Genomic DNA, 21,605 nt, shown 5'->3' with positions numbered 1-21,605 from the left:
GTCATCTCGTTTCCGCTCGGTTGTTTACGGTGTTTTCGGGTTGTGCGGTTGCGCGGGGGCCGTCCGGGTGCGGGAGGGCGGCCAGGGGTGGGGTGCGGCCGGCGCGCACGCCGTTGGCGATGACCACGATCTCGGCGACTTCGTGGACCAAGACGACCGCGGCCAGGCCGAGCACTCCCAGAAGTGCCAGCGGCACCAGGACGGTGACGATCGCCAATGACAGGCCGACGTTCTGCAGCATGATCCGACGTGAACGGCGGGCGTGCCGCAGCGCTTTGGGCAGGTTGCGGAGGTCTTCACCCATCAACGCGACATCGGCGGTTTCGATGGCGACGTCGGTGCCCATCGCGCCCATCGCGATGCCCAGATCGGCGGCAGCCAGCGCGGGGGCATCGTTGACACCGTCACCGACCATGGCCGTGGGGTAAGCGGCGCGCAGCTGTTGGATGATCCGGGCCTTGTCCTCGGGCCGCAGATCGGCATGCACGGTGTCGATGCCGACATCGGCGGCCAGGGTGCGGGCTGTGCGCTCGTTGTCACCGGTGAGCATCGCCAGCTGATAGCCATCGCGGTGTAACGCGGAGACGACTTCGAGTGCTTCGGGTCGTAGCTCGTCGCGGACCGCGACCGCACCGATCACGACGCCGTCTCGCTCAATGAGCACCGCGGTTGCCCCGGCCTGCTGCATCCGCTCGACGTCACCGGCGAGCGATCCCGGCGCGATCCATCCGGGGCGCCCGAGCCGCACGGGGGTGCCGTTGAGGTGGCCGCGCAGCCCGGCGCCGGTGACGGCCTCGACTGAGTCGGCCGCAGTCACCTCTGCGACGGCGGCCAGGATCGCCCGGGCCAAGGGGTGTTCGCTGCGCGCTTCCAGGGCCGCGGCCACCGCCAGCACCTCGTCGCGGGAGGCGCCGCCGGCGGTGGCGACGTCGATGACGACGGGGCGGTTGCGGGTCAGGGTGCCGGTCTTGTCCAGGGCGATCTGGCGGATGCGTCCCAGGGCTTCGAGGGCTGCGCCGCCCTTGATCAGTACGCCGAGTTTGCTGGCCGCGCCTATCGCGGCGACCACCGTCACCGGCACCGCGATCGCCAACGCGCACGGCGACGCCGCGACCAGGACGACCAGGGCGCGTTCGATCCATACCCGCGGGTCGCCGAGAAGGCTGCCGAGGGCGGCGACGACTGCGGCAACGACCATGATCGCGGGCACCAGGGGCCTGGCTATGGCGTCGGCGAGTCGCTGGCTGGCACCTTTGCGGGACTGCTCGGCCTCCACAATGCGGACGATCTTGGCCAGCGAGTTGTCTTCGGCGCTGGCGGTGACCTTGACTTCCAGGGCCCCGGTGCCATTGATCGACCCCGCGAACACCTCATCGCCGGGCCCGGCCTCCACCGGCATGGATTCCCCCGTGATCGCCGCCATGTCTAGGGAGCTGTGTCCGGTGAGGATGGTGGCGTCAGTGGCGATCCGCTCACCGGGCTTGACCACCATCGTCTCGCCGAGTTTCAACTCCGCCGGTGACACCGTCTGCTCGCGGCCGTCGCGGATCACGGTGGCCTCATCGGGGACCAGCGATAGCAGCGCGCGCAGCCCGCGGCGGGTCCGGGTGATCGAGTACTCCTCGAGACCCTCACTGATCGAGAACAGGAACGCCAGCGTGGCGGCCTCGCCGACCTCGCCGAGGATCACAGCGCCGATCGCGGCGATCGTCATCAACGTCCCGACACCGATTTTGCCGCGGACCAATCGGCGCAGCGTGCCCGGCACGAACGTCCACGCACCGGTCAGCAGTGCGACCGCATACAACCCGATCTGGACCGGGTGGGGCCCGCCACGCCAGCCCACGATATAGCCGGCCAGTAACGCCACACCGGCAAACGCCGCCGCCCGTAGCTCACTGATCTGCCAGATCCGCTCGGGTTCATCCTCAGATGGCGTTCCCGTCGGGTCTTCGTCGCTGCCGCAGCCGCACGCATCGCTCATCGAGTCACCTCCCGGCAGACGCAGGGCAGGATCGCCTGATCGGCGGCGGGCACCTCGCGGGGGCCGGTCACGACGTCTCGGGGGTGAGGCTGTCCACGCCGTAAGTCGGGCACAGTGCGACGGCATAGCCGGTGCTATCCAGCAGCGGCTGGGCGGCGGCGAGCACGTCGAGCAGCGCGGGCTGGGTCAGCCGGAACAGGGAGGCGCGGCCCACCGGCTCGGAGTCCACCAGCCCGCACTCCCGCAGGCAGGCAAGGTGTTTGGAGACGGTGGACTGGGCCAGCCCCACTGCCTGAACCAGCTCGGCGACCCGCGCAGGCCCTGCGGCCAGTCGGTGCACAATCGCCAGCCGGGTGGGGTCGCCGAGGGAACGAAATAGTGCCGCAGCTGGGGCCAGCTCGACCCGTTGCACCTCTGCCGAGGTGCTCGTCATCTCCATCGAACGATGTTATAGCAATTCGGTGGAGAAAAGGACCATCGGCCCTACACACGGTCGCAGTGCCGGCGCATGCTTGGCCAGGAGTTGTCGGGATAACGGCTGATGTGTGGGGAGGCAGTGATGGATGGATACGGGTGGAATCACGGCGGGTATGGCGGCTGGGGCTGGGGCGGTGTGGTGATGAGCGTGCTGATGGTGCTTCTAGTGATTGCCGTGGTGGTGGCGATCATCTTCGCCGTCCGCTACCTGTCAGGCAGCGCGAGCCTTCACCATCACGGCAGCGCAGGTCCTGAGGGCATGCGTGCCGAAGATCGGCTGGCCGACCGCTTCGCGCGAGGCGAGATCGACGGTGACGAGTTCAGGCAGCGGATGGCGTTGCTGCGCGAGCACCGCTGACCGCCATGAAAACTGACCGGAAATCACGTGACTTGGCTATCGCTGTTGCGGCGGTGGTCGTCGCCGTCGCCTGTGTCGTGGCATTGAGCATCGGAATGGCGATGCGGCAGAACCGCATCGCCGCGAACATGCCGTACCCACCCGGCTATGGAATGGGTCCGGGCATGATGGGCACCGGACAACCAGGGCCGGGGACGATGATGGGACCCGGCATGATGGGCCAGCCCGGCATGCCGGGACCCGGCATGATGGGACCTGGGCGATCTCCCGCTGTCCCGTCCTGTTCAGTGCCGGCGTTGCCGGGCACCGTCGTCGATGTGACCCTCACCGATATGCACGGAATGATGGGACCCGGGATGATGGGGCCGGGCATGATGGGGATGGGCATGATGGGCATGATGCGCATCGTGGTCAACCCGGCGACCGTCCCGCCGGGCCAGGTGTCTTTCCGTGTCACCAACGCTGGCGCATTGAGCCACGAACTGGTCGTGCTGCCACTGGCCAAAGGTCAATACCCAGGACAGCGGGCCATCGGCCCGGACGGCAAGGTCGACGAAACAGGCAGCGTCGCGGAAGCCTCCCGCACCTGCGGCGCTGACCGCGAGGAGAACCAGAACGCCATGGGCATCGCACCGGGAGCCAGTGGCTGGACCACCGTCACCCTCACGCCGGGCCGCTATGAACTGATCTGCAACATCACCGGCCACTACTGGACCGGCATGTACACCGAATTAGATGTGAGTCCACCCAAGTAGGTCCCCCACGCACTCTAGGAGAGGTGACACACCATGTTCACCACACGACAACTCCCCACCACCAGCCTGGCAATCTTGCTGCTCGGGTCCGCCATCATTCTCGGCGGGCCCGGTGGCAGCGCCACCGCCCAAGCGAGACTTCTTGCCGCCTCGACACCGATACCAACATCGTCGTATCCAGCGCAGGGACCAAACCCGATGGACCCGCCCGGATGCTGGGGAGCAGACGGCAATTGGTACCCCGACTGCGCGGGCCCCGGCCAATGGGGCCCCAGCCCCGGTCAGTGGGGTCCCGGTCAGTGGGGGCCAGGAATGATGGGTCCCGGACAGTGGGGGCCAGGAATGATGGGTCCCGGTCAGTGGGGGCCCGGCCAGTGGGGACCTGGACAGGGGGGGCCCGGCCAGTGGGGGCCCGGCCAGTGGGGACCTGGACAGGGGGATCCCGGTCAGTGGGGGCCCGGAATGATGGGCCCGGACCCCTGGGATTATTGAATCCTTCTCGCCCACTAGGGAATTACCCCCAGAGAGAATTGGACAACAAAGGCGCGACGGCATGTTCAGTCAGGGCGCCGGGCACCCTTTGGGAAATGTCATCCGACGTGAGACAAATCGGCGATGACGGCCGTGAGACACCTGAAAAACCCCAGTTTCAATCCGCGACGAATGCCGCAACATCAGCAACTCCTGCTTCACTGGCCCGGGACTTTTTCATGGCCAAGGACACGGACACGGGTCGCTATCAGCAACTGGAAGCACGATTACAAAACCACCGTCGACACTCGGTCCCTGGGCGACGAGCGTCCTGAGCCATTCCGCCAGGGAGCGGGGCGACACTCATCGGTGTCGAGCGCACAGCCCGTGCCGCTGTCGACGAAATCGCCTCAGACTGAATTCCCGCCCACAGCCCTGAACCATGTGTAGAAGGACGAATAGTGCACGTTTCGAATACATGCCTTCTGCCAGCAAACCACGACCCGCCGCGCGCCAGGCGGCGAACAACACCGCTGCCCCGAACCCAACATCCGCGCCGGCACCCTCGACGCTGCTACCTATCCCCCACCGCTGCAACAGGTTCTGCGCTACTCATGGATAACCGACGTTATGCATGAATCGAGACGGCGGCGTGTCGGACGTCCTTGTATTGCACCGTTGTCGTCGTCATCACGGGAGCACCAGCCGGGCGGTGTGGGCGCAGAACTCGTGGTGACCAGGGAGTGCAGCGGCGACATGCACCGGCGTCCGCGCGCATCCAAACAGCATCCGGGCGCAGGCCAACTCGCAGTAATGAACGAGTCCCGATGATCTCGGCGCCGTCACCGGGTACACCGTCAGGGACACAGGATGTTTGGAGTGCAAGGCCTGGTCCAGGACATTTCGTCACCGTGACGTATTGGAGGCCAGGCCGCTGGACTCACCTAGCTGCTGCGGACAGCGTCGATTGTCCCGAGTCGTCCGGATCCCACGAATTCCAGAACAAGTTTGACTGCTGTGCGGGTCTGGCGTCGAGCGGACCGGCGGCTCGGCTGGCCTGTCGCTGTAAACCCACAGGCCTCGGTGTTCTGCTACCGCCCCTCCCCGGCTCCGACATTCACTGCACGACGTCTTCCCGGGCCCTACGGACGTCGCAGACAGTTATTTAGCGTAGCTACTGATAGTAAGTATTATGTCAGGTGAGCCCCGCCGTATTGCATCAGCTCAATCAACGACGCACCATCACCGTAGAACCACGACACTCCGACAGCAGGTCGTAGTGTCGTCAGCTTGCCTGGAACGCGTTCTCAGTGCCGGGAAGGCTTTGCGCGGTGAACGACATCCGCAGGCCCTCGAACTGGCCGAACTGGAAGCTCATGCTGTCGATACGGTAGGCACCGCCCGCCAGAAGATCGTTGAGGCGTACCGATTCGCCGACGCCAAGGGGTTCGTCGCCGTCGTACTCGAAGCTCACCTGCGGGCCGTCCAGGTCAAGATCGATGGGCTCGATCACCGGTACATCACCGCGAACAACCAACTGCCCGTGAATGTTGACCAGTGCACAGTCGATCAGATCGTCGATGACATCGAAGGCGTCGGCCAACTCTTTCGGTCGACCTTCCAGATCAGCGATGACCTCAGCCGCACGTTCCCGGCGATAGGCGTTGCGCCGTTCGTTGCGCGCATCCTCGTACTCGTTGACCAGACGTGGGTTCAATAGCACCCCCACGCGATGCCGAGCGGCGTCCAAGACGTCTCGATCCTGATCGGTCAACGCTGCGGCGAGATCGGCATAGCGTTTCCACTCGGCTGAGTTCGTGAACGCCGCCACGACATCCTTTGCCCTGCCGATAACTTCGTCCATATCAAGACGAAGGAGATCGGCCACGTGAGGTGGTGTGGGTTCGGCCTGCAGATTGGCCTGGAGAAGCTCCTGAAGCCACGGCACCCGGCGTGAGAACTCACGTGATCGGCGATAGCCGCGCGGTGAGAATTGCGGCACGGGAATGGCAGGGTACAACGGAAGCCGGCTACGCACCCACCCCACCGTCGACTCCACTGCGTGCCCGAGCGGCGCGATCTGTCGTAGGTAGCCGCGCACCTCGTCAGTGAGCTGAACCGATGGCAACTGCTGGGCGAGCTGCTCCCACGTCGTCGTCCACAGTGGCGTTTCAGTCAGCACGTCCTGCAGATTTCTCAATGCTTCGGTGACGACATCCTCGCTGTCGTTACGCGCGGGATGGCGCGCCAGGAATGTGTCGACCACTGGGCTGGCCGACCATGCTGCGGCCAGCGCCTGCACCGCCGGCCAGATGTGGTCGGTCGCCATGGCTCACCCCCTGCGCATCAACACTTTTCGTCACCAGTGCGGCATCGATCATAGCCAGGTCCTGCCCACCATCGCATTGATGATCTGCTGAAGGTCTCGCGATGCGCTCTGCGCCGCACCCGTGGTCACGAACGAGTCCACACTGCCACGACCGGTCCACGCCGAGGGATCGGGCAATTCGCCGACGAGGACTTCCTCGCCGGTCGTGAGCTCTGCGCGTTCGCGGAACCACACGCCCCGGTCTCGTTCCTCGTCAACGTGGTGATCGGAGATCGCGAACTGGATCCGCTGGGTCGCCGCCTCGGCTAATTCATCGGCGTCAGGACCGGCGAGTTCCATCAGCGAGGACAATTCGCGTCGATGCCGCAGCAGCGCCTGGGAATGCTCCGCAAGCAGCGCGCACGACTCCTCCAGGGTGTGCGGCACCGCTACCCCCGAGAGCGAGGGCGGTGTGAGGTGTTGGTCGAGCCACCGGTGCCAGATGCGGACCGCGACCGTCAGTGGTCCTTGACCCTTCCCCAGTCGGAACGTCCAGCCCGACTCGATGACGGCCCTCTCGGGCGCTGCAGCGCCCAACCAGCCTTCGACGCCGGCGCCGACCGTCACCACGACCCGTCCGTTGGCGTCTTCCCAATAGGCGACAGTCGGACGAACCTCGGCGGTGGGCAACAGTTGATCCAGGTGTCGCTTGGTCTCGTCGAGCCACCTCGACTCAGACGAGCGCCGCTCGTAGGGAACGACATTGACCGCGGTAAACGGTAGGTCACGGGTGAGCAGGTGGGCCAGCCGATCGCTCACCCCAGACAGCTGGGCCAGAAAGCGCGCGCGTGCTCGATCATGTTCCCCGAGCCGGGCCGGCAGGTCCGCCAGAGACCTGCTCAAAGCCACGCCTGCTAGGAAATCCGCGAAGGAATCATGGAACGGACGAACCGTATCGAAAGGTGCCGAACGAACGAGTCCTGTCTCGGAACCGAATTCCCGCAGCCGCCGCACCGTCACCGAGTGCCCCGCGTCGGCCAGTCGTTCGGCGGCCTCCTTAAGTAGCGCAACCCAGTCGAGGGTGTCACAGTAGCGCTTCTGCCCGTCGAGCAGCTCGGCGTAGGCCATGCCCAGGCCGACCACGAGGACGCTGGCATCGGGGTAGCCGCACTGCTCGGCCAGGTCCGAAATCACCGTCAGGTAGATCGTGGCCGGGCTAGACGCATTCCCTTGCAGTGCAATCGCCTTGGCTCCCAGCAAAAGCATCAGAGGGTTGGTCGCCACATCCTGCATGGCATGGCCGACCCGTCGGACCAGCCACCGCGCAAGATCGGGCTCAAGCTGATAGAAGCTCCCGACTATCTGGCACTGCTCATCTTCAGACATGGGGCAGACCACGAGGTCGGTCACCGCGGACGAGCGGGTCAGCATGGCGCGCATTGCGGTGACTCCGCGCCCGACAAGCACCAGTTCGGCCCGCTGGCCTGCCGTCAGAAACTGCTTGAGCTCTTCCTCAAGCTTCTCGCGCGTCTCAGCCGGGATCTCGGTCACCCCGTCAAGGGCGATGACAACCTCGGGGTCTGCGAGGGCGGCGGTGCCGACCGCGGGATGGGCACCGATGTAGGCGTGCCGATTAAGACCCGCTGCGATCAGCGCTTCAAGGCGGCCGACGATGTAATCCTCGGCATGGGCCGCGATCACCACCACACCGTGCTCGGCGGCACGGCGCTGCATGTCCAGCACGACCGTGGACTTCCCGCTACCGGATGCGCCGGCCAGCAGCCGCACCGCACCAGGCTCTGCCCAATGCTCCAGGAGTTTCGGTCCGGCCGCCGATCCGGCGCCGATCGCCACGTCCGGACGGCAGGCCAGCTCAACCGATCGTTCGTCGGCGCGCGCGAGGACTGAAGCGCAGAATTCCCCTTTGAGTGCGTCGTCCCACTGCTTAGTCGGAATTCGATCCTGCGGTGTTGCCAGTAACTGCAGAACTTCGTCGCGGGTGATGAGTCGGGCGTTCTCGTCGGGCAGGCCGCTGCGCTCGGTGATCATGTTGACTAGTTCAAGCACAACCCATCGGCCGCGCTCCTCGGCTTCAGCTTTGCTGGTCACATTGAGCAGTAGTGCCTGTGCGCGGGTTTGTGCACCGCTGATGAGGTCGGCGTAGGCCAGCACTTCGGCTCGAATAACCGCTCGAGTCAGCGAATCGTCGCTGACGGCTACATCTCCCGTCTTACCCGCGATGAGCTCGCGAATGTCGTGCAGGTCACCGGACGGGGCCCTCTCCAGCGCATCGCGCACTTTCAGGCCCGTCCGGCCGAGGCGCCCATCGGTGACGAACTCATAGGTGGCTGTGAGGTTTTCGGCAGCCAGGCCCGACCAGCGAGCCAGTTCGTCGATGAGTTCTTGCTGCCCCCAGGTGTCACCTTGGTTGCGCCGCCTGAACTGGAACCCTTTGACGAGTTGTCTTTCTACAGAAAGGAGTTCAACGTCGATGATGTCATTTACGGCTTCGACCCGAATAGCGTACAGACCGGGGTCCGCGGCGAGGGCGAGTGCCTGTTGCACAGCTTGAGCGTGTTGATAAGCAAACCCAGCTGACGCCTCCACGCCCCCCATACGGCTCTGCTCTCTTTCTCGGAAATCGCCTTAGCTACCCCTCCGATCCTATCGCTGACATCGGTTGACAAGCGTGCCCGCACGTGGAGGCCACCCGAGATGTTCAAGGCAATCCCGGGAACGTCCACGTGTCGTTTATGTTGTTCGATCGCCGCGAGAAGCCCGCACAAACTTCGCCGCTCGGTGATCACAACTCTCACCAGTCACTGTCGCCAGGAACCGACGGCTCCGCAGGAATTCATAGGACTTTTGCCATTCAGGATGGCGGATCCGCCAACTCCCGCCATCTCCAATGGCAATCCGTCATTGTGTTTGGCAATTTGCAAAGTTGCCGATAACTTCGCCCTTGCGCGCTTGTAATCGACGAACTCGCTCTCGCTCGAAAACTCGGCCACGATGCGACTGATCATCTCGCGGTCATCGACCGTTCGAGCACCCACCGAGAGCGTTGTCCATATCGCGATGCCGCCACGCCATGCTCCTCACCCCTGAAACCTCAACCCCGCCAGCGCTATTGAAGCGCACGGGAGGCGGCGAACTCGCGGGCGCGGGACACCCGGGAGTGGAAGGAGATGATCCGGTGGAGGTCGTACTTGCGCATTGCCTTGGCAAGGCCGATCTGTCCGGCGAGCGTTGCCGCGCTGAGTATTTCCTTGCCGTCGCGGGTGACCAGGATCCCCTTCTGGGCCCACTCGAGGTAGGTGGCGTCATCGACACCGACGACAACCACCTGGTAGTCGGTGAGCAGGTCGCGGTCGATGGCCCCGCCGAAGGGTAGGCGGTGGAACACCGGTCCGAACTTCGCCTCGTCGTCCATCGACGCGTACTCGAAATCGGCCTCCTTGCCTGCCTTGATAACGCGCCCGGCGAAGTAGCGGGGGGTGGCCGTCATGAACAGGCGGCGGGCGCCCTTGACGGCTTTGCCGTCCAGCACTGTGGCGAAGTCTGACGACACCGGGCCGGCTTTCAACTCCATGCAGTCGCCGAGTCGGTTCACCTCGTCACCTACCTCGTCGCGCTGCAGGAGTTCGGGGTGCCCGCGACCAAAGTGCGCGACGCCCTGCTCAACCACCCACGGCTGAGCACGCTGGCAACGCGGTGCTCGCACGTCAACGATCTGGGTGAAGCCACGTGATGAGCAGGGACGATCCGCAGTTGACGTAGGTCGTGCATATCAGCAGAGCAGCCGAACGCCGTGGCTAGGGATCCTCGCGAAGCTCGCCCGGAGGCGTGGGCGGGTTGATTGGGTTGCCCACCGGAACTTGTAACGTGCGCGACATCACTGCCCTGCCAGAGCGTGGTGGGGAGTGAGGCACTGCAGCCAGCGGGTGCGAATTTCAGCGGGCGTGGCGGCCAGGTCGACCGACATGAACCGCATGCGATGGCCCTGGATCTCGGTCTCCTCGTTGAAGTCGGGGCGTTCGGATGTCTTGACGAAGAGCAGCACACCCTCAGCGTTGTTGGCGAGGGCGTCCCCTTGACCGGTCTGCGAGGCCAGGTAGGTGTAGAGCTGGTAAAGATATGCGCTATCCACTGTGATCTTGTTCTCCCGCGAGACCAGGGCGTCGGTGAACTTGGTCTCGATGACAATGCGCCTGTGCGTTGAGGGATTATCAAGTGTCACATCGGTTTTCATGACGGGTAGGTATCCGGTTTGCGAAGGCGTATTGGACGGCCAATGGAGGATCCGCGCTCCCACAATCCATCCCTTCGAGGACAGCGTGTAGCGGAGGAATCCGCGCACTGCAGCTTCGAAGAGTTTCCGGTGCTTGCCAGCATCGTCGAGGAGTGCCGGAAGATCCACAGCGCCTTGGGCATGGAAGGGGATGGCCATCTCCCGCAGGAGGTGGGCGGCGTCGAGCATCCGGCGGTCAGCAGCGTCATGGTGGGCTAGGCGGTCGCGGGACAACTCGCTGCGCGACGGTTCGACGGCGCCGACGCCGAGTCGGTGCATCCGGAAGGCGGCGTTCCGACAACGCTGTGCAAGTTCTTTTCTGATGACGGCTGGCGCTGCGTAGAGCAGGGTGTGAGCGATGAATCGGTTGCGGGGGGAATCGACGCTGAGTTCCTCGAATCGGCAGGCGATGCGGCCCTGGTCGGACAGCCGGCGCGTGACGGTACGTAGGTGGTCGATGCGTCCCCGGACCCGGTCCAGATCGGCGCGGCGGGGCCGGTAGTGCAGGGTCAATTGGTGCCGCAGTCGTTGCTCCACCTCGACGACGAGTACTTCGGCGATGGCATCCAATAGGTCGTTGTCCCGTTCGCCCGCGAGGACCTTGTCGCGTTCGGGTTCCCGTAATTCCGCCAGGAGCTCCGAGGCGTAGATCAGGAGGAACCACATGCTGCGCACCGGAACTTTGGTAGCGCCCTCGCCGAGGATGATCACGGGTGCCCCGCCGGTCAGGCTTTGAGGGCCGCGATGGCGGCGTCGGCCTTCTCGCGGGCGTCGAACCAGTACTCCTGCAGTTGTGGGCCGATCTGTGTGTCGATAACGCCCAAATACCATGCCTTGCCGTCGGACTGGGTCTGCAGAGGTGTCAGGAAGCTCTGTCCGATCAGGAAGTTCGGTCCGAGCATGGGGTCTTGTTCGATGGTCGTATTGAGGTCGCTAATGCGGCTGCGGATCGTCTCCACCAGTCCTGCATCATTCGGCAGCTTCTTGGCGAGGTAACTCGCCCAGGCATCGGTGAAAGCCGGTTCGAGGGTCTCGAAGCTGAACCGCCGGCGCAGGGCCAGATCGACCAGGGCCAGTGACCGGTCGGCGATGTTCATCGTCCCGAGCAGGTACAGGTTGTCGGGCAGGTAATACTCCTCCCCGTCGAATTTCGGATAGCTCAGCGAAAGTGCATCGTCGGGATTGCGTTTGCTCCTCTCGATGAGCGTGAGCATTTCACCAAATGCCTGGGCGGGGTTACCGCGATTGATCTCTTCGATAACGAGGACGTGCGGTACGTCGGGACTGCTGCGAGCGCGTTCGGCGTGCTGGAGTAACGCGCCGTCCACTAACTCGAGTTCGCCCGACTTGGGGCGCCATCCGCGGACGAAGTCCTCGTAGGAAGTGTTGGGATGGAACTGCACCGAGCGGATCGCACCGGGCACTAGGGAGCCGATGAGTGCTTGCGCCAGACGCCGGGCGAGCCATGTCTTCCCCGTCCCGGGGGCACCCTGCAGAACCAGGTTCTGGTTGTCCTTCCAGTGTTCGAGCATCGTCTGCAGACGCTCCTTGGAGTGGAAACTTCCTTCTGCGACGATGTCGGCCACCGTGTAAGGGGTGTCCGAAGACTCGGTCTCGCCGCCGACCTTGGCGTGGCCGCCAGTCTCGGCCTTCTTGCCGGGGTGCGGTTCCGGGAACCATTTCGGCTTCCACATGTCGTCGTACAGGTCGACGGGCCCACCGGCGTCTTTCTCGATGCCGTCGACGATTGTTCGGAGGTCGGCGTCGACGTCCTTGGAGGGGCCGTTGGGAAGGTACTGCGCAGCAAAGGTGGCGCGAAGGGCCCCGCGGTGCTCGTTGCTGACGATGGGCAGGTAGTAGCGCGGTTGGAATGTGTAGAGCAGCGCTTGGCGCTGGGCGGGCTCACGTTGACCCGGGGAGTCCATCACGAGCTTGCGTAGCGCCTCGGGGTCGGTGGCGGCCGCAGCTCGGACAGTGGGGTCTTGGCTCTTGAAGTATTCGGCGAACTCAACGAGAAAGGACAGCTGCGCCCAGCGCCGACTACTCCAGGCAGGGCCGCCATGGAAGACGCCTTCGCTGAATGCAGCGAGAAGATCCGGAGTCAATCCCACCGGCGGGTGCAGGGGTGCCAGAACCTCTTCAATGACTCTGATTTTGGTCGACTCGAGGAAGTTCACGACCGGCAGGATGTTGAGAACATAGATCTCGGCGAACAGTTGCCTTGCCCCGGGGGAGCAGGGCTCGAGTTGGATTGCAAGTTTTTCGGAGAATGACTTGGCCGACACGTCGGGCGCTCCGATGTAGTTGGCGTGCAGTTCGGCGAGGTTGTCGCTGGTCCAGATTTGCTTACCCGGGGTCAGCAGGGACCCATCGGCGATGAGGCAGTCACTGAAGATCTGGGCGCCGACCTTCTCGACTTGCGGGGCGTTCGGTCGGTTCATTGTTGGTGATGCGTTTGCCATTATCTCGTTGTCCCCCAATGCTATCGGCAAGTAATTTCGGCACAGTAAGCGTGATTCGCCGTCACTGCCGGCCTGTCTCCAAGTTTTCGAGCACGGCCTACCCGGCGTCTGGCTCCGCAGCGACTACCTGGTAGAACCATTTCGCGATGTCGGAGATCAGGTAGGCCCGCCCTGGTTTGTTGGTGAAGAAGTAGTCGCTCATCTTCTGGTGCGCGCCCTGGTTGTCGGTGACCGCGTCCTCGACCGCATCCTCAAAGTCGGGCGACTCGGTGAACTGCTTGGTGGAGTTCACTTTCGCCTGCTGCACGAGCGCGGCGTCGTCGAGCAGGGTCCGCAGCAGGGCCTCGAGGAACGACACCTTCTGGGACTCAGTGAAGTCCTCGGAGCCGAAGAGGTCGTTGAGGCGGTCCAGCACCTGCTGGAAGGCGACCATCTTCGGGTCGCGCTTCTCCCCGGATCCGGCGGCGGTGATGCCGGACAGTCCGACCCGCACGCCGAGTCCGATGTCGATGCGGCCGCGGTCGATCTGCTTGACCTTCTTCAGCACCACGTCGGACAGGTCGATCGGAGCGGTGTAGTTGTCGGGCTGGATCACCCGGTCGAGGTTGCGCAGATAGATCTGCTTCTTCTCGAGCGCTGGGTCGCCGTAGTTGATGATCTGCGACATGAAGTCGTAGAGGCGCACGAACGATCCGACGTCCTTGCGGAACATGTCCAGCTCGGCCAGGGCTGCCTTGTCGCCGTCGTTGTGGATCAGGGCTGCCTGGTAGCGCTCGGCGAAGGCCTTCTTGCCGGGGTCGATCGCCGCGGCGAGCGCGTGGTGGCCTTTGGCTTTCACGACGGCTTCCGCGCATTGGTCGATTTCGGCTTGGGTGTAGATGCCGGCGGTGTCGAGTTTCGCCGCGAGGTCGTGGACCAGGTTGGGGTCGGTTTCGGTCTCCAGGAAGGCGTCGGTGTAGTACGGCTCGAACGCCTTGCGGATCTCCTCGGGTTCGTTGACGAAGTCGACGACTTCCGTTGTGGCCGCGGTCTTCGGCGTTCCCGACGGGGTGCGGTAGGTGCGGTTGAGTCGCGAGAGGGTTTGCACCGCGGTGACCCCGGAGAGGATCCGGTCGACGTACATCGCACACAGCAGGGGTTGATCGAAGCCGGTCTGGAACTTGTTGGCGACGATCATCACCTTGTACTTATCGCCGCGGAACGACGTCCGCAGATCCTTCACTCCGGGGTTCATGCTGGCCTCGGTGAAGTCGCCCGGCCCCGATTCCGGGTCCGAAACGGTGCCGGAGAACGCCACCAAAGTGCCGTAGCCGTAACCCTTCTTGGCGATGTAGTCGTCGATCGCGAGCTTGTAGCGCACCGCGGCCTTGCGGGAGTCGGTGACCACCATCGCCTTGGCGTGTCCGTCGAGCAGGTCCGCGACGTTCTCCCGGAAGTGCTCGACGATGATCGCGGCCTTCTGCGCGATGGTCTGCGGGTTGAGCTTGACCCAGCGCATGACCTCCTTGGTGGCCTTGGACTGATCCACCTCGCCGCCGGCAGCGTTCTGGGCGACCTGGAACGCCAGCTTGAAGCTGTGGTAGCCGGTGAGCACATCGAGGATGTATCCCTCCTGGATGGCCTGCTTCATCGTGTAGATGTGAAACGGCGCCGGTGGCTCGCCAGGGGCCGGGCGGCGGCCGAACAGTTCCAGCGTCTTGGCCTTCGGGGTGGCGGTGAACGCGAAGTAGGAGATATTGGCCGACTCCGCACGCTCGGCGGCCTCGGCCGCCAGCACCGCCTCGACGTCGATCTCCCCGCCCTCCTCGATCTCCTTGATCTCTTCGGCGGTCAGCACCGCCTTCAGCTTGGCGGCGACCTCACCGGACTGCGACGAGTGCGCCTCGTCGGCGATGACGGCGAATGTCTTGCCCTTGAGGCCCTTGTTCTTCCGGATCTCGGCCATCGCGAACGGGAACGTCTGAATGGTGACGACGATGATCAGCTTGCCGTCGATCAAAGCTTTGGCCAGCAGCCCAGACTTCGACTTCACATCGCCGGACTTCGCGGCTTCGGCGCGGTCGATCGCGACGACGATGCCCGCGTCGTTGTCGATCTGCTTGATCGCGTCCTGCAGCTGGTCGTCGAGCACGTTGCGGTCGGTCACCACGATGACCGAGTCGAACACCTTGTGGTTGTCGACCTGTAGGCGTGCCATCCGGTGCGCGGTCCAGGCGATCGAGTCGGTCTTGCCCGAGCCAGCCGAGTGCTGGATCAGGTAGCGGTTGCCGACACCCTCCGCGGTGACTTTCGCGGTGAGTTCGGTGACCGCCTCCCACTGATGAAACCGCGGGAAGCGCAGCGACGACGACTTGGTGGTCTTGCCGCTGATCGGATCGGTGCTCGACTCGTGCTTGATGTACATCAGGCGACCGAGAATGTTCAGCCACGCGTCGCGCTGCAGCACCCGCTCCCACAGATACGCGGTGCGCGGCCCGTCTGGGTTGAGCGGGTTGCCGGCGCCGCCATCCTCGGCGCCGCGGTTGAAAGGTAGGAAATGTGTTGTCTCCCCAGCGAGTTTGGTGGTCATCCACACCTCGTCGTCGGACACCGCGAAGTGCACCAGGGCGCGGGCACCGGAGACGAACAGCGGCTGCACCGCCCCGGAGGCGCGGTCCTTGGGCAGGCGGGAGGTCTTGTACTGGGTGATCGCATCGAAGATGGTCTGGGTGAATTCCGTCTTGAGCTCGGCGGTGGCGACGGGAAGCCCGTTGACGAAGAACACCAGATCCACCGACCGCTGATCGGCGGTGGAGAAGTGCACCTGCCGCATCACCCGCAGCCGCACCGCCGCGTGGTCGGCGTTGCGCTTCTCATTCAGCGTCGACTCCGGCCTGAACACGCACATCTCGAACTTCGCCGACAGATGCGAGAACCCCTTACGCAGCAGGTTCAGCGTGCCGCCACCGTTGTCCATCGGGGTGTCAAGAACTTTCACAATCCGGTCCAGCAGCTGCGACTGCTGCTTGGCGACGTCGCCGCCGCCGGCCTTGACCACCTTGGCCAGCTGGTCGGGCTGGGTGTCCGCCAGCCATGCCAGGACATCCTCGGGGAACAGGGCGCGTTCGCGGTCGTAGCCGGCGTCGTTCGGCGAGTAGAGCCACCCGTGGACATTCAGGTGCTCAACGAATTCCGTCTCGAACGCGATCTCCTTGTGCTGGTCCATGTTTCAGGCCACCTCCCGCACGTCGATCTGCCCGGTGACAGCGGCGGTGATGAGCGCCGAGCGACGCTCCCGGGAGAGGTCGATGAACGTCTCGGTCTCGGCGATCAGGGCGTCGATCTTGGCGGTCTGCTCATCGAGGTAGGCGACGATGCGTCGCTGCTCCTCGAGGGGCGGGAGCGGGAGCTCGATGTTTACCATCCGTGTCAGGCCAAGGTCATTGTTGGTGGCTCCACGCGTGTACATCTGTGATTGCTCGTAGCACGGCCCGCTATTAAGCGCGTAGGCAAGAAAATACGGGTCGACTAGCTCGCGACGAACCTTGAGGACTGCCACATGAACCCAGACCTGAAACGGGAAGTCGAGGTCAACGACTCTCGCGATTCCGGTCGTTCCACCCTTGGTGTAGAGAACGTCGCCTCGCTCAGGCACCACCCGTAGCGAGAAGGAAGCGAAATCCTCGGCGGAGACAAACTTCGCATCTTCCAGCGCCCACCGGTCAACCTTGATGTTTCGCGCCGAGATGAACATGTAACCGTCATCGACGTAGTTCGGAGAAAAATGTGGACCATCGGCAACGAAGTTGAGTACACGGCGCAGCTGAACAACTTGCCATGCAGCGGGTAGCTCCACCCACCAGCGACTACGAGACAAGTGCTTGGCCTCTTCTTCAAGCGAACCAGACACCGCACGCTGAACGGCAGCGGCGCGCCGCTCCTGCAGCAGCTCGATCAGTCCCTGCTGCTCCTCGATGAGCGTGTCGATCCGGGCCGTCTCGCAGTCGAGGTAGTCGGCGATGGCGCGCTGCTCATTGATGGGGGGGATCGGCAGCGGCAGGTTATCTAGGTCTCCTTGTTGGACCCTGCGGTCGAATGTTGTCTGCGCTCGCGTGTAGAGAAGATACTGGTCGAGGTAGGGCTGAGAACGCAGTAGGTAGTGCAGGAATCGAGGTTGAATGGTGGTGCGTGATCGAAAGACCCGGTAGTCGGGGCTAACTGCACCGTCGAGTGTCGAGACCCCGACTCCGCCGCCAATAAGCCACATGGGGTTAACGACGAGATCGCCAACGTGAGCGATGAGATACCTGGGGAGGTTGGCTGTGTCCGGTTCTTGGCGCGGATCCAACGACCGCGGCACTACGGCGCCTGTCGACCGCAACGAAAGCATTTCGTAGGTCAGGTCCTCATTCCGCTCATTAAGCCGGTCGAGGACCGCTTTGAAGCGCCTGGCCTCCCATGCATCCGGCAGATGCGCAAGCAGCGGAGTGACCGCTGCATGGACACCAATCAATTCCCTTCCACCTCCCGCAGCAGGTTCATGATCTTGGCGACCTGCTTCTCCAGGTCGGCGTCGATCTCGGCGAGGGGCCGCGGCGGTACGTACTTGTAGAACTGCCGGGTGAACGGGATCTCGTAGCCGACCTTGGTCTTCTTGGTGTCGACCCAGAGGTCGGGGACGTGCGGACGGACCTCGGCCTCGAAGTACGCCTCGATCGTCGGGTCGCGGCCGGCATCGCCAGCGGTGTTGCCCCCGTAGGTGAACGGGACGTTCTCGACGTCACGCTTCTTGGCATCCGGCTTCGGGTTGCCCTTGCTGTCGGTGACCGGTTTACCGTCCTGATCCAGCAGCGGACGTTCGACGGTGATGGTCCAGTAGCCGAAGTCGTTGGCGGTGAACACCTTCGAGAAGTCGGGGTCGGCCTCGTCGAAGGCGTCATAGAGCGCGACGGTGCGGTCGCGGGAGGCGGCGTCAACCTCGCGGCCTTTCGCGCCGAGGTTCTTACGCATCTTCGTCCAGAACGACGTCGCGTCGATCAGTTGGACTTTGCCCCGCCGATCAGCCCGTTTCGTGTTGTCCAGAATCCAGATATAGGTGGCGATGCCGGTGTTGAAGAACATGTTCGTCGGCAGCGCTACGATCGCCTCCACCAGATCCGATTCCAGCAGCCACTGGCGGATCTTCGACTGCCCGGATTCGGCGGCGCCGTTGAACAGCGGCGAGCCGTTCAGCACGATGCCGGCACGGCCCCCGCCCTCGTGGGCGGGGCGCATCTTGTGGGCGAGGTGGCACAGGAACAGCATCTGGCCGTCGCCGATCGACGGCAGGCCGTGGGAGAACCGGGAACCCGAGGTGAGGGCTTCCTTCTCGACCGCTTCGTGCGAGGCTTTCCAGTCAAAACCGTAGGGCGGGTTGGACATGCAGAAGTCGAAGGTGCGGTCCCAGAACTGGTCGTCTTGGAGGGTGTCGCCCAATCGGATGTTTCCGGCATCCTGGCCCTTGGCGATCATGTCGCTCTTGCAGATCGCATACGACTGGTCGTTGATCTCCTGGCCGTACAGCCGCAGCCGGGCCTCGGGGTTGCGTTCCAGCAGCCGCTCCTCGGCCACCGAGAGCATCCCGCCGGTCCCCGCGGTGGGGTCATAGATCGTGCGGACGGTGCCGGGCTCCAGCAGCGCTGCGTTCTCCTCGGCGAACAGCAGATCGACCATCAGCCGGATCGCGTCGCGCGGGGTGTAGTGCTCGCCCGCTTCCTCGTTGGAGGCTTCGGCGAACTTGTAGATCAGGAACTCGAACAGGTCGCCCATCTCGGCGTTGGGCACGGCGTCGGGATGCAGGTCGACCTCGGCGAACTTTGAGGTCACCAGGTACAGCCGGTTCTTCTCGTCCAGGGTCGCCAGCTCGTTGTCGAACTTGAACCGCTCGAAGACGTCGATGTTGGCCGAGAAGCCGGTGATGTAGTCCATCAGGTTCGCCCGCAGGCCCTCGGGGTCCTCCAGCAGCAGCTTGAAGTCGAAGGCGCTGGTGTTGTAGAAGCCCAGGCCGGTCTTGCGCTTCACCTGGACGTCGAGGGCTCCGTCGCTGTACTTGGAGGCCAGTGCCCGTACCTCGTCGCGGGTCGGTTCGAGGATGCAGTCCAGGCGCCGCAGGATCGTGAACGGGAGGATCACACCGCCGTACTGGTGCGGCTTGTACACGCCGCGGAGCTGGTCCGCGATCCCCCACACGAAGTTGCCCAGCTTGCTCAACCCGATCTCCCCTTCCGCAGGTTCCGCACCAGCCCCAAGTCCGTCGACGTCAGATGAGCCTATGCGGCCGGTGACGTTCCCGGAGCGGAGCGGTCGCGTGTCCTGTCGCGGCGTAGCCGAAGCGTTCCGGAGCCGGCCGAACAGAGGTCACGCGGGGAATCGCGGCGGGGTAGAAGAACCACGGCGCGTCGGCATAGCGCCACAGTGATGCAGTTGGGGTCAGTGTGTAGCACTGGGATTCAGTCCCGACGGTTCAGCTCGCTCCCCGGTCGCCATTCGCGGTGCGGGGAACCTTGATGGCCTGTGCTCAGTTGCGCAGGTCGAGCGTCGCCCCGGTCCTGCGCATCATCTCGAACGGACTCAGACACGTCACGCCCATCGCCGCGCAGGCTTCGGGGATCATCACGCGGTTGCGCCTCGCGGGATTCGACTGTTCGTGGGTGATCACGACGTGGTCGTGGGCGCGGGCGTACGCCACGAGCAGGTAGTCGGCGGCGCTGCCGGTGAACGCGGCCAGAGCAGCGGGCGTGAACGACTGCGAGCTCGCCCAGCCGGACAGAGCCGGGAGGTGGGCCGTGGCTGCCTGGTCCATCGGCCGGAAGAACGGGCTGTTCGCCTTGGCCCACTCGGCGAGCTCATCGTCGCCGGCGACCAGCTCGTTGCGGATCGCATCGATGCTGCACACGTGACCAGCAGAGTAGCGTGAGTTTTGGCCCAGCGCGCCATGTTGGCGGTGCTCAAGCCGGCATTGACGACGCCAAAGACTGGCATCCTGTCCCGGGGTGCCCACCCCAGGGCCGGCGCTGCCGCTTGCACTTCCCGGGCGAACTGAACTGCCTTTTGAAGACGTACCGATCATGGATAACCGACGTTATGGATGACATACGTGGGTGTGTGTGTCCCGGAGGCGGCGCGGGTCTTCTCCGCGTTCTTCATTACCAGCCGCTTTGAGCGCAGCGGCATCACCGATGGCAGCCGCCACCTCACCGCCTCTCCCCCGCCGCTGTCGAAGCTTCGCCTTGATCCCGCCGGCCTGGATGACGTCCTGACCAAAGCGCTCTCGAAAGACCCCGCCGACCGCTACCCGCGGTGGACGGACTTCGCCCGCGCCCTGGCCGGCCAGGCCGACACACCCCCCAGATCTCCGCGTCGGCACCCACAGCCGAAGCCCCAGCGCCGCACCGATCCACCCTCTCAACACCCCCAGCGGCCCCACCCACTCCCCCATCGGCGGCTCGAGAAGGGGGCTCGCGATGGCGATGGCTAATCCCCGCGGCGGCTGTCGCGATCATCGCCGTAGCCAGTGCAACGATGGGTTGTCACGCGCCACTCCCCCAGCACCCGGCCTGGCACGCCAGCTGCAAGCGTCGCTGCGATCCCTGCACCGGTCACTAGCGCTGCTGCGGGCCTCTCCCCCGGCGCCGAGCACGTTCGCCGCTCCGGTCCCCGATCCCAATCGGCCACCGCAAGGCAACTGTCCGCCGGCGTGCACCAAGATTCCTGATTCGGCGTGGATGGCTCCTCACACGATCCCCTTGTACGACAAGTACTCCTGGCCCCAGCTGGGCCCCTTGTCCGAAGCTGTCTCGAGTCCGCGGTTCAAGAGTGACAAGCTGTGTGCCGCCGCACCGCTGGCCGCTGAGGAGCACGATAGCGCGTTGGCGTCTCGGGTGATCCTGCCCAACCCGCCGGGTCAGTGGCAGCTGCAGGTCCAGATTCTGCATTGGCGCGGCGATCCCTGGGTCGGCGGTCAACGGGCCTCCGCTGTCATGGATTCCGCCACTGCGCTGCTGCGCAACAACTGCTCGTTCAACGCGCCCGGGGTTTCGGTGTCACGCATCACCGAGCAGTCGGTGCCGGGACACCCGGGCCAGTCGCTGGCGGCGGTGATCACGATGGGGGGCGCTGCGCCGCTGGTCGCCTATGAGTATCTTGTCTCGGATCTGCGCAATGGCACCGTCGTCGAGCTCGCGATGGCCGACCTCCCCGCCCGCCGTCGACTGGCCGACCATCGATGATGAGCAACTGCTCGCCGATATGGTGGCCCCGCTGTGCACGGCCTACGTCAATTCCTGCACCACCTAGGGCGGCTCGCCTGAGCAACGAATGGCCCGTCCTGGTGGACGGCCTGGACAATGCGCGCACAGCTAGTCCTGCGCCGCAGCCCGGCTATCGAACATATGATCGAATCTATGCCGAGGCTACGCCGTACGTCGCGAGGCTACGAGGAGGTTCCTCCCCCGTACTGCGCGACGTGCGGGGCGCCGTTCG

Annotated in this window: 14 protein-coding genes; 3 read left to right on the top strand and 11 right to left on the bottom strand. The window is 64.4% G+C overall.

What is annotated here, in order from left to right:
- Nucleotide 1: 1 nt before the first annotated feature.
- Together B133_RS0122025 and B133_RS0122020 are read right to left on the bottom strand one after the other, a co-directional pair.
- A complete protein-coding gene (locus tag B133_RS0122025) occupies nt 2–1,984 on the bottom strand; it encodes a cation-translocating P-type ATPase (protein ID WP_018604270.1) in 1,983 nt (660 codons plus the stop codon).
- Between the two features lie 67 nt (nt 1,985–2,051).
- Nucleotides 2,052–2,423 carry a metalloregulator ArsR/SmtB family transcription factor gene (locus tag B133_RS0122020; RefSeq protein WP_018604269.1) on the bottom strand — a complete coding sequence of 124 codons (372 nt, stop codon included), beginning with the start codon at nt 2,421–2,423 and terminating at the stop codon, nt 2,052–2,054.
- A gap of 120 nt (nt 2,424–2,543) precedes the next feature.
- On the opposite strand from B133_RS0122020, the gene B133_RS0122015 reads away from it, so the two are divergent.
- Both B133_RS0122015 and B133_RS0122010 read left to right on the top strand, forming a co-directional pair.
- Nucleotides 2,544–2,819 (top strand): SHOCT domain-containing protein, encoded by a 276-nt coding sequence (locus B133_RS0122015; protein ID WP_018604267.1) that lies wholly within the window; start codon nt 2,544–2,546, stop codon nt 2,817–2,819.
- 5 nt (nt 2,820–2,824) lie between these two features.
- Complete coding sequence (locus B133_RS0122010; RefSeq protein ID WP_018604265.1) at nt 2,825–3,574, top strand: sulfocyanin-like copper-binding protein; 750 nt, start codon at nt 2,825–2,827, stop codon at nt 3,572–3,574.
- Between the two features lie 1,756 nt (nt 3,575–5,330).
- Here B133_RS0122010 and B133_RS0122005 read toward each other — a convergent pair.
- From B133_RS0122005 to B133_RS23210, 9 genes are all read right to left on the bottom strand, one after another.
- On the bottom strand, nt 5,331–6,347 hold the full coding sequence (locus B133_RS0122005; RefSeq protein ID WP_157626097.1) for a hypothetical protein: 1,017 nt from the start codon (nt 6,345–6,347) through the stop codon (nt 5,331–5,333).
- A gap of 75 nt (nt 6,348–6,422) precedes the next feature.
- Nucleotides 6,423–8,918 carry an ATP-binding protein gene (locus tag B133_RS0122000; protein ID WP_157626095.1) on the bottom strand — a complete coding sequence of 832 codons (2,496 nt, stop codon included), beginning with the start codon at nt 8,916–8,918 and terminating at the stop codon, nt 6,423–6,425.
- A gap of 562 nt (nt 8,919–9,480) precedes the next feature.
- Nucleotides 9,481–10,077 (bottom strand): hypothetical protein, encoded by a 597-nt coding sequence (locus B133_RS0121990; protein ID WP_018604256.1) that lies wholly within the window; start codon nt 10,075–10,077, stop codon nt 9,481–9,483.
- A 171-nt stretch (nt 10,078–10,248) separates the two neighbouring features.
- Complete coding sequence (locus tag B133_RS0121985) at nt 10,249–11,355, bottom strand: hypothetical protein (protein WP_018604255.1); 1,107 nt, start codon at nt 11,353–11,355, stop codon at nt 10,249–10,251.
- 14 nt (nt 11,356–11,369) lie between these two features.
- Nucleotides 11,370–13,085 carry an McrB family protein gene (locus B133_RS0121980; RefSeq protein WP_018604253.1) on the bottom strand — a complete coding sequence of 572 codons (1,716 nt, stop codon included), beginning with the start codon at nt 13,083–13,085 and terminating at the stop codon, nt 11,370–11,372.
- Nucleotides 13,086–13,203: 118 nt separating this feature from the next.
- The gene (locus B133_RS0121975) at nt 13,204–16,311 is read right to left on the bottom strand and encodes a type I restriction endonuclease subunit R (RefSeq protein ID WP_018604252.1); all 3,108 of its coding nucleotides are present in this window, start codon (nt 16,309–16,311) and stop codon (nt 13,204–13,206) included.
- A gap of 3 nt (nt 16,312–16,314) precedes the next feature.
- Nucleotides 16,315–17,433: a restriction endonuclease subunit S gene (locus tag B133_RS0121970; protein ID WP_198291108.1), complete on the bottom strand. Its 1,119-nt coding sequence runs from the start codon at nt 17,431–17,433 to the stop codon at nt 16,315–16,317.
- Between the two features lie 161 nt (nt 17,434–17,594).
- Nucleotides 17,595–19,334, bottom strand: coding sequence for a class I SAM-dependent DNA methyltransferase (locus B133_RS0121965; protein ID WP_018604247.1), 1,740 nt, complete (start codon nt 19,332–19,334; stop codon nt 17,595–17,597).
- A 307-nt stretch (nt 19,335–19,641) separates the two neighbouring features.
- On the bottom strand, nt 19,642–20,193 hold the full coding sequence (locus B133_RS23210) for a DUF4411 family protein (RefSeq protein ID WP_081618309.1): 552 nt from the start codon (nt 20,191–20,193) through the stop codon (nt 19,642–19,644).
- Between the two features lie 394 nt (nt 20,194–20,587).
- On the opposite strand from B133_RS23210, the gene B133_RS23205 reads away from it, so the two are divergent.
- Entirely contained in the window at nt 20,588–21,352 is a 765-nt protein-coding gene (locus B133_RS23205) for an ATPase (protein ID WP_157626091.1), read from the top strand.
- Nucleotides 21,353–21,605: the final 253 nt, after the last annotated feature.

Source organism: Mycobacterium sp. 155, assembly GCF_000373905.1.
Taxonomy (GTDB): Bacteria; Actinomycetota; Actinomycetes; order Mycobacteriales; family Mycobacteriaceae; genus Mycobacterium.
This window is presented reverse-complemented; position numbering and strand designations above follow the sequence as displayed.

Coding starts and splice junctions, on each gene's coding strand:
- B133_RS0122025 (WP_018604270.1), bottom strand. CDS start 1,984: ATGAGCGATGCGTGCGGCTGCGGCAGCGACGAAGACCCGACGGGAACG.
- B133_RS0122020 (WP_018604269.1), bottom strand. CDS start 2,423: ATGGAGATGACGAGCACCTCGGCAGAGGTGCAACGGGTCGAGCTGGCC.
- B133_RS0122015 (WP_018604267.1), top strand. CDS start 2,544: ATGGATGGATACGGGTGGAATCACGGCGGGTATGGCGGCTGGGGCTGG.
- B133_RS0122010 (WP_018604265.1), top strand. CDS start 2,825: ATGAAAACTGACCGGAAATCACGTGACTTGGCTATCGCTGTTGCGGCG.
- B133_RS0121980 (WP_018604253.1), bottom strand. CDS start 13,085: ATGAACCGACCGAACGCCCCGCAAGTCGAGAAGGTCGGCGCCCAGATC.
- B133_RS0121975 (WP_018604252.1), bottom strand. CDS start 16,311: ATGGACCAGCACAAGGAGATCGCGTTCGAGACGGAATTCGTTGAGCAC.
- B133_RS23210 (WP_081618309.1), bottom strand. CDS start 20,193: ATGATCGGTACGTCTTCAAAAGGCAGTTCAGTTCGCCCGGGAAGTGCA.
- B133_RS23205 (WP_157626091.1), top strand. CDS start 20,588: ATGGCGATGGCTAATCCCCGCGGCGGCTGTCGCGATCATCGCCGTAGC.